Raw genomic sequence first — 13,664 nt, forward strand, 5'->3', positions numbered from 1 at the left:
TTAATTGATTTTTTCAATAAAATTAATAATGTGTTTTGAATATTCGTTCCAAGAATATTTTTTTATTGTACTCTTGATATTTTTAATAAATCTTAAATTTACTCTTGGTTCTAATATTTTCATTAATTTAATTGATATGTCTTTTGGATCATGAGAAGATATTAAACCCGAGTTATCCCTTAAAACAGGAGTCTTTAGACCTGACAAATTCGTTACAACAAGTGGGGTTTGAAAATGATATGAAAGTGGTATAACTCCGCTTTGTGTTGCAGATTTATATGTTAAAGAAACTACATCTGCTGAGCAAAAATAAAGTTGAGTATTATTTAAATTTGAAAATTTTGGAATTAAATAAATCTTTTTTTTTAACTCTAGTTTATTTATAAGTCTTAGATATTTTTTTAGAGGCTCATAAAACTCCCCAGTTATAGCCAGTTTAACATTAGATTCACTAAGAGGAGGGGTTCCAAAAGCTTTTAATAAATTATCAAGCCCTTTGTAGGGCCTTACTAAACCATAAAATAATACAATTTTTGCTTTCATATCCCATCCTAGTTTTTTTCTAGCCTCGGATTTAGCGATTATTTTTGGTAGGTTATTACCAATAGGATGAAACCCTGAAAATACATCAGATTTTGTTTCATTTTTAATCTCTTGAGCAACATTGTCTGATAAAGTAATAAAACTGTCTATTCTTTTTTTAAATAAAGTATTTAAAAATTTATCATAAAATTTAGGTTCGTGATGAGTCCAATTATCAACTAAAGCAATTTTTTTAATTTTATTATTAATTTTAAACAATATACCGTAATAACAAAGAGCTAATAGAGGATTATAGTATCTAAAAACAAGAACTTTAGGATTAATTTTATTTATTGTATCCGCAACTTTCATCCAATTTATAGGATTGTAGCTATGTATTAACCTTTCGACTTTTAATTGATTAGATTCAGGTTCAGAAGTATACTGACTTTTACCAGGAAATAAATAATTGGGATAAAGTTTTTTAAAAGTAATCAACCTCACATTTTTCCCTAATTTAATTAAGCTTAAAGCGAATTCATTTTGTGTTTGGGCAATTCCACCTCTATAAGGATGTGAAGGTCCTATTAGCATGTAATCAATTCTCTGCATATAGGCGTTTTTCCGGTAAAGAAATAAAAAACATGCTTATTAATGTTAAACCAAAATAAATTACAAAAAAATATAAAAATATTTGAGAAAATTCTCCAAGGGTATTCCATTGTAATGGGAGTGAAAAATAAATTAATGCTATCGAGCATCTAAGTATTTCGAAAATTCTAGACCATCTGTGACCATCCATAACTGAAGTAAATCCAAAAATACTCAACATAATTAAAACTCCAATTTCTACTCTATTCATTGGACTTAGGTATGAGTAAAAAGATAAAAAATAGTAAAGAATAGTATTTATTCCAATAAATTGAAACATTGCCCATATTTTATTTTCAAAAGTTTGTTTTGTCACATACTTGATTTGAGAATACACATCTTTTGTTATTTCTATTGGGAATTTTTCTATAACATCGTCAGGTCTCCACCCTGTGGGCTTGAACCAAATATAAAACTTAGCTTTCCAATACTTTGTATGATAAGCATCTTTTAAAAGTCTCCAAAAGTGCTGAAAATTGATCCAAAATGGATTCCATGTTTGTACGGGTTTTAAAACACCGTAAACTGGTTTTACATCATCTAATTCCTCTTGAAAAGTACCAAATATTCTGTCCCAAATACAAAATATTGATGAAAGATTTTTATCTATATATTCTGGGTTTATTGCATGGTGAACTCTGTGCTGCGAAGGGGTTACGATAATATATTCTAAAAAACCCAACTTCCCAATATGCCTTGTGTGGTACCAAAATTGACCAAATAAATGAAGTGGAGTTAAAATAGATATTATTTCATAAGGAACCCCAATTATAGCTGCAGGTATTAGAAATACAGCAGTAAATCCAATTAAGTTTGAAATACTCTGCCTTAATGCGCATGCTAAATTAAACTCTTCACTGCTGTGATGTATAACATGAATATTCCAAAATATGTTTATTTTGTGTTTTAACCGGTGTATCCAGTACTGAGCAAAGTCAATACATATAAAAGCAATAAACCATAACCAGAGATTATTTGGTAAGATAATTATTGATATTTTTTCTAATAAAAACGGATATGATATCAATATTAAAATTAATCCAAGAGAGTTTTTAATTACTTGAGCTATTCCTGAAGTTATGCTAGTTAGGGTATCACTAAAAGTGTATGTTTGAAACCCTTTAAAATGACCATATATAATCTCAAATAGCACTAGTAAACTAAAACTGGGAATTGCAATCAAAAGTGCATTAATATATGCTTCCATTTTTAATTATTTATTATAACCCATTCCCCTTTATTAATTAATGGTTCAGCTTGTTTATATTTCAACGTTTTAAAACTCCCATTAACTATATGTTTAATTTTAACTTTTTCATTTCTTCCGATTTTAGGCTTATCTCGAACTATAGTTTCTAATTGTTGCCTTTGATTACTGGCATTAGCACCAATAGCTCTGTTCTTAGCTGCTACTTGGTCCGTATTTAGTATCTCATCTTTTTTTGTAGCATAATTTTGATTAGCCGAACTCTTTTTAGCTTCATGAATAGAGTCATTTTGAGAGGGTAGGCTGCCTTTAATCAAGAAAGATAAAGTATCCCTATTTAATAAGCTTATCATTTGTTTAAACAACTCAAAAGATTCAAATTTATAGATTAATAATGGATCTTTTTGTTCATGAACAGCTAATTGAACTGACTGTTTAAGTTCATCCATTTTTTTTAAATGTGTTTTCCACACATCATCTATAAATGCGAGAGAAATATTGCGTTCAAAATCATCAACTAATTTTTTTCCATTGGACTCGTATGCTTTTTTTAAGTTAGTTACAACGTTTATTGATTTAATTCCATCAGAAAACGGAACAACGATTCTTTCAAATTTATTTCCAGGTCGCTCATAAACATTTCTAATTACCTCGAAAGCTAGCTTTGCATTTGAATTAATTTTATCATCATAATACTTTAGAAGAAACTCATACAATTCATTAATTAAAATATCTTCTGTAAAGTTTTCAAAACTATCTAGTGAGGTTGGAGCCGTTACTGAAAAGTTACTTATAATTTCAAATTCAAAATTTTTAAAATCATTCGCAGCTTTATTTCTGATAATTATATCTTCACAAGTATCATAAAGCATATTGGCTATATCTAGTTTTAATCTGTCGCCACTTAATGCATTTTTTCTACGTTTATAAATAACTTCTCTTTGGGCATTCATTACATCATCATATTCAAGTAGTCTTTTTCTTATTCCAAAATTATTTTCTTCAACCTTCTTTTGAGCTCTTTCTATTGATTTCGTCATCATAGAATGCTGAATAACTTCTCCTTCTTCAAGCCCCATTCTATCCATGACCTTAGCTACTCTTTCAGATCCAAACAATCTCATTAGATTGTCTTCAAGTGAAACAAAAAATTGAGAACTGCCTGGATCACCTTGTCTCCCAGATCTTCCTCTCAACTGCCTGTCAACCCTTCTTGAATCATGTCTTTCAGTTCCAATTATTGCAAGACCTCCAGAAGTTTTTACAATTTCTGATAATTTAATATCGGTTCCCCTTCCTGCCATATTAGTAGCAATTGTAACTATACCTGGATTTCCAGCTTCAGCTACAATATCAGCTTCTTTCTTATGTAATTTGGCATTTAACACATTATGTTTAATTTTTCTGATTGTTAAAGTTTTACTTAACAATTCAGAAATTTCCACTGACGTAGTTCCAATAAGAACAGGTCTTCCATTATTTGATAAATTTGTAACTTCCTCAATAACAGCATTATATTTTTCTCGTTTGGTTTTATAAATCAAATCATTTTCATCGTTTCTTACTATGGGGCGATTAGTAGGAATCTCTATAACATCTAATTTATATATTTCCCAAAATTCACCAGCCTCAGTCACAGCAGTACCAGTCATACCAGATAATTTCTGATACATTCTAAAATAATTTTGAAGAGTGACAGTAGCAAAAGTTTGTGTCGCAGCTTCAATTTTAACGTTTTCTTTAGCTTCTATTGCTTGGTGAAGTCCATCGGAGTATCTTCTTCCATCCATTATTCTTCCTGTCTGTTCATCGACAATCATAACCTTGTTTTCCATAACAACATATTCTATATCTTTTTCAAATAAAGTATATGCTTTTAATAGTTGATTCATCGAATGAATTCTCTCACTTTTAATGTTAAAATCTTTAAAAAGTATTTCTTTTTCTTTTGCTTCATCCTCTGGCTTTAGATCTTTAGACTCAATATTTGCAATTTCTGATCCGATATCTGGAAGAACAAATAGATTCGAATCATTACTTTTTGAAGCAAGTAATTCAGTACCTTTTTCTGTAAGATCTATTTGATTGTTTTTTTCATCAATAACAAAAAACAAGTTTTCATCAATTATATGCATGTTACGATTGTTATCTTGCATATAATAATTTTCATTCTTTTGGAGTAGTTGTTTAATTCCTTCTTCGCTTAAAAATTTTATAAGAGCCTTGTTTTTAGGGAGCCCTCTAAATACACTGTATAATAGCTTTCCACCTTCTTCGCTATCTCCTTCTTTTATTTTATTTTTCGCATCTGCAAGTAGATTGTTTAAAAGTGTTTTTTGTTTTAAAACTAGATCTGAAACTTGAGGTTTTAATTGATTAAACTCATGTCGATCTCCCCCTGGAGTCGGACCTGAAATAATTAAAGGAGTTCTTGCATCGTCTACTAATACAGAATCAACTTCATCTACAATTGAATAGTGGTGTTTGCGTTGAACCAAATCTTCAGGTGTATGAGCCATATTATCTCTCAAATAGTCAAATCCAAACTCATTATTTGTTCCATAAGTTATGTCAGCAAGATATGCATTACGTCTTTCATTGCTATTTGGCTTGTGATAATCGATACAATCTATAGTAAGTCCATGAAATTGAAAAATAGGAGCCATCCAAGCACTATCTCTTTTTGCCAAATAATCATTAACAGTTACTAAGTGAACTCCTTTCCCTGTTAACGCATTAAGAAACATTGGGAGAGTAGCTACAAGTGTTTTACCTTCACCGGTTTGCATTTCAGCAATTTTGCCTTGATGAAGAGCGATTCCTCCTATAAGTTGAACATCGTAATGAACCATATCCCAAACGACAGGTTTTCCGACAGCATCCCAGCTGTTTTTCCAAATTGCTTTATCTTTTTTTATATCAACATAATCATGTTTGGATGAAAAAATAAGATCAAAATCTTTAGCAGTTACTTCTAATGAAGAATTTAACTTAAATCTTCTTGCGGTTTCTTTTATAATAGCGAAAGCTTCTGGAAGGATATCGTTAAGTATAGTTTGAACTTTTTTGTATGCATCTTCCTCTAAAGAATCAATTTTATGATATAATTGTTCCTTTGTTTCATAACTTTTTGAAACCTCAATTTCACTTTCTATGTCTATAATCTCACTATCTATTTGCGCTCGACAATCTTTAATTATCTTTTTTAGATTAAAAGTTTTATTTCTTAGAAAGTCATTGCTTATGTTTTCAAGCTCTTTTTGAATCTGATTTATTTCAAGAACTAAAGGTTGAATCTTTGATACATCTTTTTGGGCTTTGTCTCCCAAAAATGTTTTAAAAATACGATTTAAAAAACTCATTAAATTAAATTTTTCGTACTCAAATGTACGCAAAAAAAAAGCCTCAAACGAGACTTTTTATGAATTGAATTTAATATTAATATTCATCTTCATTCCAAAGATAATCGTCTTCGGTTGGGAAATCTGGCCATATTTCTTCAATGGACTCATATACATCTCCTTCATCCTCCATTGATTGTAAGTTTTCAACTACTTCAAGAGGAGCGCCTGTGCGAATAGAAAAATCAATTAACTCGTCTTTTGAGGCCGGCCACGGGGCATCACTTAAATGAGATGCAAGTTCTAAAGTCCAATACATTGATAATATTTTTTTTGCAAAAATAGAATCTTTATTAAGTTGAGCAACTTTTTAGGGAACTTTTTACTAAAATTATAATAAATTTAATTTTATGACACTTTGCATCACAAGATTCTTATTCTAAAAACTTGAGGTTGATTACCAGTTTTTTTCAAGATAATAATCCAAAAATAAAAATCAATTATTACATAAGTTTTTTTGTTTATTATTTGTCTTATTAAATTTCTTAGAGAACTCCCATTATCAATAAATAATATAAATTGAGTGTGTTCAATATTTAAAGCATCAAGCATTTCAACATGTTTGTTTTTTGATGCGATTTTAAAAATAAAATTATCTGAAGCATTATTGAGACAATTATTAGATAAATATATTTTTAATTTTTTTACAAAAAATATTGTATTACTTTTTTTGTTTTTCTTTAAAAAAATGAATTTTTTCTCCTTTTTCCAACTTTTATCATAAAAACAAAACTTAATTAACTTAAAAACAAAAGGGGAGTGAACTCCTCGATATGTTTCAGATTTTAAATAAAAATTCAAATAATTATAAAGTTTTACCATTCTTAATTTTTATACCTTCCGCTAACTGCCATTAAGAAATATAAGATTAGGGTTAGTATGCATATACGAGCAATAAAATCTCCATACTTAGTATAAAAAGTAATTGTTTTAACTTTGGGTATTTGACCATATATTGCTCCCTTAGATCCATATTCAAGAGTTTTTATATATTCACCTTTTTCGTTAATTAGGGACGAGATCCCAGTGTTTGCACTTCTTACTATTGCCCTCCTATTTTCTATGGACCTCAATCTTGTTATGCTTAAAAGTTGTTCATGACCAGGAGTGTTTCCCCACCAGGCATCATTTGATATAACAGCAAAAAAATCTGCACCTAAACGGGTGTATTCTGTAACAAAATCTCCATAAATTGATTCGTAACAAATTATTGGGGCAGCATTTATTTTTTTAAAATGATGTTGAAAAACTGATCTGGTTTCTTGAACAACCCTGTTTGATACAGTTCCTCCTAGATCAATCATATATTTTCCAAAAATTGGCATTATTACTTTACTGTAAGGAAGGGTTTCAACACCAACTACCAATTTTGATTTGTGATAAAACTCCGTCAATTGGTTGTATGACACTGATATAGCAGAATTGTAAAAGTCTGCCCACAGATCATTTCGAATTTTATTAGATGATGCTGTGCGATTTATCTTTGAGTAAGTGTTAAAAAATTGAATTCCAGAAATAATTTGTGTTTTTTCAAACCCAATTAAGTTTTTTTTAATCTGTATGTTTAATTGACTTTTTTCAAAACCATTGAGTCTTTCTCCGTATCCCCCGGCGAAGAATGTTTCTGGACTAATTATATAATCAATTTCTTCGTTTTTATACGGTTTGATTTGTTCCAAAAGTTTGTCAAGAAATTGAATATTGGAATATAGATATTTTTCATTGTAAGGATCAATATTTGGTTGAATAGACAAGACTTTAATTTTCTCATTTGACTCATCAATATTTATATATATTATTAATGAAATTAGTATTGGAGTGACAATTAAAAAAATCCATTTAAAAGATTTTTTTAAAATATCTATGGGTTTATGATCAATGTTTATTTTATTAAATACTTCAAAAAGACCAATATTGATAATTAAAATCCACAGTGAACCTCCAAATACACCAGTGTACTCGTACCACTGAATCCAATAAATGTATTCAGAGAAACCGTTGCCAAGAGTAAGCCAAGGCCAAGAAATATCCCAACTCAAGTGTAATTTTTCAAAAGAAATCCAAACACTTATAAAAAACGCATAAGCCCCTCTTATAGGAAGTCTTTTTTTACTCCAATGAAATGATAAAAAAAGTATGCTAAAAAATAATGAATTGAAGAAATTTGCAATTAACATTCCAGATAGAGAAGCATTTATTAGCCACCATGTTGTAGTTAAATTCCAAAATAAAAATGTTAAATAGCTATAACCCCATATTTTTAAAGCTTTCCTTTTTAAATTACTTGAATTGATTCTTTGTTCAATAAAAAACAATGGAATAAATATAAAAAACAATAAAATTGGGTGTCCTGATACTGGCCATCCAAGAGAAAAAAGTAATATTGAAATAAGAGATAAACTCCAATTTTTTTTTATTTCCATAATATAAAATCGAAAGTTAAATTTTTTTATACTTTTTTACCATAATTACCATAAATATTTGTTTTTTTACTCATCTATGAAAAGTGTAATTAAGCATATTCCAAATTTAATAACTAGCGCCAATCTTCTTTGTGGTTGTCTTGCCTGCGTTTTTGCTGGTTTGAATCAATTCGAAGCTGCTTTTTGGGCAGTTATGTTGGGAATAACCTTTGATTTATTTGACGGTATGTCTGCTAGACTTTTAAATGTAACAAGTGATTTAGGATTACAGTTAGACTCTCTTGCTGATATAATAACTAGTGGTTTTACTCCTGGAATAGTTGTTTATCAATTATTCATAAGAAGTGGAATACTTGTACACGACTATAAAATTAATTTTTTTTCGGAAACGATTGTCTTTTCAATTGCTCCACTCGCATTAATAGCCTTTCTACTTCCTATTGGCGCAGCATTTAGATTAGCTAAATTCAACTTACTTAAAACAAAATCATCTGATTTCTTTGGACTACCAACTCCTGCAAATGCTCTTTTTTTTTGTAGCCTACCTTTAATGATTGCTCATCCTTCTTTTTCTTTTCTTGCACCATTTTTTAAATCTGCTTATGTGTTAATTTTTCTTATTATTTTATCCGTTTTTTTGATGAATAGTAGTTGGAGATTGTTTTCACTTAAAACAAAACTAGATTTAGGAATTAAGGCTTTTATCTTCCCGATAATACTTTTTATTTTTTCACTATTAATTGTCTACTTATACCAGGGTGCCGGATTTCCTTTAATAATTTTGATTTATTTAATACTTTCAGCTACCAGAAATTGGATTTTATTTCAGACATAAAATATATTTTTTGTTAAATCCAATTGTTATTTTTCGCAGTAAGACTTGCTGTTTTCTGTCCAGTATTGATTACATCTCTTGGTTCAATTAGCATTATTTTGCACCCTTTTTCTGAGTAAGGTTTATGTGTTTCATTTTTAGGAACTACAACCATTTCCCCACTATTTATCTCTAATACGGAATCTTTAAATTCAATATTTAAAACTCCTTCTATAACAATAAAAACTTCATCAGTGTCTTTGTGCTTGTGGTGAATAAAATCCCCTTTAACTTTAACAAGTTTAAATTGATAATCATTCATTTCTGCAATTACCCTTGGTGACCAATGATCAGAAAACAGACTAAATTTATGTTTTAAATTAATTACTTTTTTCACTTTTAATTTTTATAATTAGATTCTGAATATATTTTCTTGCAATTTTCCCATTATTATATTTAAAATGTTTTAAGCAAAAAATTTCTTTTGGAACTTCATATTTACCTAAATTTTTAAAATGAATATTATAATTTAAAGGTATTTTATTTTCAAAAACTAAAGTTATTTGTTCGCCAAGTTTTTCGTGTGGAGACCCACATATTATAAAATTCTCAGAATAAAATGGATATAATTTTTCTTCAATAATCTCAGGATTAATTTTAATTCCGCCAGAATTAATAACAAAGTCATTTCTTCCAATCCACACAAATTTAGTTTCGGATATCAATTCTACAATATCATTAGTAATTATGGGTTTTTTTGATATGTAGGGTGCATTAATTTCTAAAGTTTTATTTCTTGATAATAGTTTAACTCCAGGAAGTGTATTGAATTCTTTCTCTCCTATGCTCAGATTCTTTAATGCAATATGACTTACTGTTTCTGTCATTCCGTAAGTTTCATATACTCCAGAGGTACTAAGAGAAATTTCTTTTAATAATCTACTATTCAATGGACTTCCTCCAACAATCAATATTTTAACCTTATTAGTATGTTTGATTGAATTACTTAATTGAAGCGCTGTCAATGCAGTGAAATCATAGTTTTGATCTATTTTTTCCAGAGGATTAGTACAAGACTTCTTTAAATATAAATCAAGACCCAAAGCTAATGATCTGACTACCATCATTTTACCAGCAATAAATTTAATTGGTAAGCATAATAATGCTTTTTGTTCTTTTTTCAGATTGAAAAATTCTCCTGTTTTTTTGGCTGAATTTATCATGATGCTTTTCTTCATTAATAAGATCTTAGAATTGCCCGTTGAACCAGATGTTTTAATCTCAATAGTCTTTTTAATACTTAAAAAGTCAATGATAAAATCGTGAACCGCTTTATTTTTAGATGGTTTTTTACAAAAAATTAAAAGCTCTTTTTTAGTGTAGCTTATTCCGTTTAATTTAAAATTTACATTATAAATTTCCTCAATCATGGTTCAAGATGTATTTATCAAACAATTTTGTTTCCCACTTATAATCTGGATTATATTTAATATTACCCTCCTCAATAAAGAGAGGGGATTCAATATTATTTGAATAAAGCATTCCTGTACCTAAACCTTGTCTTAATGACGTCCTTTTATTAAATACCCATTGTGATATACAATTTAACCCAACATTACTTTCAAGGGCACTTGTTACCCACCATTTGATTTCATATGATTTTGCCAATTCAATCCATATTTCTGATTTTTTCAGTCCTCCAATCAGACTTGGTTTTATTATTAAATAGTGTGGTTTTATCTCAGAAAGTAATTTTTTTTGTTCTCGAATATCATATATGCCAATGAGTTCTTCATCAAGAGCAATATCAACAGGTGATTTTTCACAAATCCTTGCCATTTCATCCCATTGCTTTACCTGTATAGGTTGTTCAATAGAATGAATTTTATATTTTGATAACTCATTAAGTTTATTTAATGTCGTTTTTGGTTTAAAAGATCCATTTGCATCAAGTCTAATTTCTAAATCTTTATCTGTGTATTCAGATCTAATTGACTTTAGAATATTTAATTCTTCAGAAAAATTTATACCGCCAATTTTGATTTTTAAACAATTAAATCCATTTTCAATTTTATCTTTTATTTGACTTTTCATAAAAGATTTCTCACCCATCCATATCAATCCATTTATATTAATAAACTCATTTCCCTTAGTAAAATTTGATTTAAATAAGTTAAAAGGATTTGAATTACGGTATGATATAAATGCCATCTCAAGACCAAATAAGATTGAAGGATATTTCTGTATATTTTTCGAAATTTTATCAAAACCAAGATTAATTGTATTACAAACCTCCTTTAATTTTGATTCAAATGTATCAATGGGATCAGGACTTAAGCCATCTATCAAGCTACATTCGCCTACACCATAATTTTCATCACTAATAATTAATATAAACCAACTGGTTTTATTTTTTAAAACCCCTCTTGAAGTGCCCCCAGGTTTTTTAAAATTAAATATATGTTTAAAATATAGGGCTTTCATATATAGTTTAGAAATGCAAAATTTAGAGATAAAATTAATGAGTAAAAAACTGTAGCAAAAACTAAAGGTCTTAAAAATAAATCAAATTTTTTAGGTTCTGTTATTCTGCTAACTTTTTTTAGATCGCTAATTAACCAAATTATATTTATCAAAATTAAAATTATTATGAATGAAGAAAATTTTTGTTGTAAAATTAAATAAGATATCATCGATATCATTGAAATCAAGACCAATAAAACATGATATGTCTTAGAATTATTTAAACCAATTCTGACACATATTGTTTTTTTACCTGCAAGCGTATCATTTTGTATATCTCTCATGTTATTTAGGTTTAATACTCCAACCGATAAAAGACCAATTGTTACTGCGGGGAGAATAAGAGATGCATTAAAACTTGATGTAAATAGAAAGTTTGATCCTAAAACACTGATGATTCCAAAAAATATAAAAACAAATAGATCTCCTAGTCCTAAATATCCGTAGGGACTATTTCCAACCGTATATTTAATAGCTGCAATTATTGACAGTATTCCTAAAATTAAAAATAAAATTACAGATATTATTGAGTTTTTAAACGATTCAAATACAAGTAAGACCGTTAGAAAAAATGATATCACACTAGTTGTTAGTATTCCATTTTTCATCTCTTTAATAGAAATAGAGCCAGACTGAATAGCTCTTTTGGGTCCAACTCTATTTATATCGGTTCCTTTAATACCATCACCGTAATCGTTTGCAAAATTTGATAATACTTGGTATGAAATCGTAGTAGCTATTGCAAGAAAAAAAATAAGAAAATTAAAATTATTTGAAGTGCTTGACTCAAATGAACCAATTAAAACTCCCGATACTGAAAGAGGAATTGTTCTAAGTCTAGCTGCAGAAATCCAAGATTTAAATTTCGAACTGTTTCTATTAATCAATTAATATTTTATTTTATGGAAATTTTGGAAATTTTTTAAAGTCTGGTTTTCTCTTTTCAAGGAAAGCATTTTTCCCTTCCTGTGATTCTTCCGTAAGATAATAAAGTAAAGTCGCGTCTCCAGCAAGTTGCATTAGCCCGTGCTGACCATCTAATTCCGCATTTAGACTTCTTTTTATCATTCTCAATGCGAGTGGGCTTCTCTGCTGCATTATTGAACACCATTCGAGGACAGTGTCTTCAAGTATATTTAAAGGAACCACCTTGTTAACCATTCCCATTTCCAAAGCTTCGTTTGCTGAGTATTGTTGACATAGAAACCAGATTTCTCTTGCTTTTTTTTGCCCAACATGTCTTGCTAAATATGAAGATCCAAATCCGCCATCAAAACTACCAACCTTTGGACCTGTTTGGCCAAAAATAGCATTTTCACTCGCTATTGTAAGATCACAAACAACATGAAGTACATGTCCACCACCAATAGCATAACCATTTACCATAGCAATTACAGGCTTAGGTATTTCTCTTATTTTTTTATGTAAATCCAAAACATTTAATCTAGGAACCCCATCGTCACCAATGTATCCTCCAGAACCTTTTACGTTTTGGTCTCCACCACTGCAAAAAGCTTTATTTCCTTCTCCAGTTAAAACAATAATGTCAATATCATTCCTCTCTCGGCAGATATCAAATGCTTCTAGCATTTGAGTATTTGTTTCTGGTCTAAACGCATTATAAACTTCAGGCCTATTTATAGTTATTTTAGCAACACCAGTGTATGACTCAAACTTAATGTCAGTAAATTCTTTAATACTCTCCCACATTATTTTGTAAAAATTTATTTGATGTAAAGATAATGTATTAAGTTTTTATTTCAAGGTTTAAGATTTAGACAAATACTCAAAATACTTTTTTAAAACTTTTGAACTAAGGCTAGAGGAAGTCATTATTTCTAATATTTTTGGCTTTTTAGAATTTTTAAAAAAACTTTTTAATGCAATTTTTAAACCTATTTTAGAATTTCTTTTTATGTAATTGAATCCATGCATTTTTGCCAAATATTTAGCATTTAATTTATGTTTAGTTTCAATGAATTTTGAAAATATAGAGCTTTTAGACAAACAAACTAAAGAAGAATTTCTATCAGACAGTCTTTCTATTAATGAAAATGAAAATATCAATATAGAGACTGCTCTTAGAAATGAACCTCTAAAAATAAAAAGAAATTATAATATAC

12 protein-coding genes are annotated in these 13,664 nt (G+C 28.9%); 1 reads left to right on the forward strand and 11 read right to left on the reverse strand.

The genetic code is table 11. The features are described from left to right. The 6 genes from AC3ATN_RS00855 to lnt all read right to left on the reverse strand — a co-directional run bounded on the left by AC3ATN_RS00855 (position 1) and on the right by lnt (position 8,204). Positions 1–1,134 carry a glycosyltransferase gene (locus AC3ATN_RS00855; RefSeq protein WP_487531305.1) on the reverse strand — a complete coding sequence of 378 codons (1,134 nt, stop codon included), beginning with the start codon at positions 1,132–1,134 and terminating at the stop codon, positions 1–3. Continuing rightward, the gene (locus AC3ATN_RS00860; RefSeq protein WP_487531306.1) at positions 1,121–2,380 is read right to left on the reverse strand and encodes a sterol desaturase family protein; all 1,260 of its coding nucleotides are present in this window, start codon (positions 2,378–2,380) and stop codon (positions 1,121–1,123) included. The genes AC3ATN_RS00855 and AC3ATN_RS00860 overlap by 14 nt, the downstream gene beginning before the upstream one ends. A 2-nt stretch (positions 2,381–2,382) precedes the next feature. Beyond that, entirely contained in the window at positions 2,383–5,742 is a 3,360-nt protein-coding gene (gene secA, locus AC3ATN_RS00865) for a preprotein translocase subunit SecA (RefSeq protein WP_487531307.1), read from the reverse strand. 76 nt (positions 5,743–5,818) lie between these two features. Beyond that, positions 5,819–6,040 carry a DUF2795 domain-containing protein gene (locus AC3ATN_RS00870; RefSeq protein ID WP_487531308.1) on the reverse strand — a complete coding sequence of 74 codons (222 nt, stop codon included), beginning with the start codon at positions 6,038–6,040 and terminating at the stop codon, positions 5,819–5,821. 104 nt (positions 6,041–6,144) lie between these two features. Next, positions 6,145–6,603 carry a hypothetical protein gene (locus tag AC3ATN_RS00875; RefSeq protein ID WP_487531309.1) on the reverse strand — a complete coding sequence of 153 codons (459 nt, stop codon included), beginning with the start codon at positions 6,601–6,603 and terminating at the stop codon, positions 6,145–6,147. Positions 6,604–6,605: 2 nt separating this feature from the next. Continuing rightward, positions 6,606–8,204 carry an apolipoprotein N-acyltransferase gene (gene lnt / locus AC3ATN_RS00880; RefSeq protein WP_487531310.1) on the reverse strand — a complete coding sequence of 533 codons (1,599 nt, stop codon included), beginning with the start codon at positions 8,202–8,204 and terminating at the stop codon, positions 6,606–6,608. A gap of 76 nt (positions 8,205–8,280) precedes the next feature. Between lnt and AC3ATN_RS00885 the strand changes: the two genes are divergently transcribed. Beyond that, a complete protein-coding gene (locus tag AC3ATN_RS00885) occupies positions 8,281–9,039 on the forward strand; it encodes a CDP-alcohol phosphatidyltransferase family protein (RefSeq protein WP_487531311.1) in 759 nt (252 codons plus the stop codon). Positions 9,040–9,052: 13 nt separating this feature from the next. Here AC3ATN_RS00885 and AC3ATN_RS00890 read toward each other — a convergent pair whose 3' ends face one another. The 5 genes from AC3ATN_RS00890 to menB are packed head-to-tail and all read right to left on the reverse strand — an operon-like array spanning position 9,053 to position 13,251. Then, positions 9,053–9,415: a cupin domain-containing protein gene (locus AC3ATN_RS00890; protein ID WP_487531312.1), complete on the reverse strand. Its 363-nt coding sequence runs from the start codon at positions 9,413–9,415 to the stop codon at positions 9,053–9,055. After that, the gene (locus tag AC3ATN_RS00895; protein WP_487531313.1) at positions 9,399–10,448 is read right to left on the reverse strand and encodes an AMP-binding protein; all 1,050 of its coding nucleotides are present in this window, start codon (positions 10,446–10,448) and stop codon (positions 9,399–9,401) included. Before AC3ATN_RS00895 ends, AC3ATN_RS00890 begins: the two co-directional genes overlap by 17 nt. Beyond that, entirely contained in the window at positions 10,441–11,502 is a 1,062-nt protein-coding gene (locus tag AC3ATN_RS00900) for an o-succinylbenzoate synthase (RefSeq protein ID WP_487531314.1), read from the reverse strand. The genes AC3ATN_RS00895 and AC3ATN_RS00900 overlap by 8 nt, the downstream gene beginning before the upstream one ends. Continuing rightward, positions 11,499–12,428, reverse strand: coding sequence for a 1,4-dihydroxy-2-naphthoate octaprenyltransferase (menA, locus tag AC3ATN_RS00905; RefSeq protein ID WP_487531315.1), 930 nt, complete (start codon positions 12,426–12,428; stop codon positions 11,499–11,501). The genes AC3ATN_RS00900 and menA overlap by 4 nt, the downstream gene beginning before the upstream one ends. 13 nt (positions 12,429–12,441) lie before the next feature. Continuing rightward, positions 12,442–13,251 carry a 1,4-dihydroxy-2-naphthoyl-CoA synthase gene (gene menB / locus AC3ATN_RS00910; RefSeq protein ID WP_487531316.1) on the reverse strand — a complete coding sequence of 270 codons (810 nt, stop codon included), beginning with the start codon at positions 13,249–13,251 and terminating at the stop codon, positions 12,442–12,444. Positions 13,252–13,664 lie beyond the last annotated feature (413 nt).

The organism is Candidatus Marivariicella sp., from assembly GCF_983056325.1.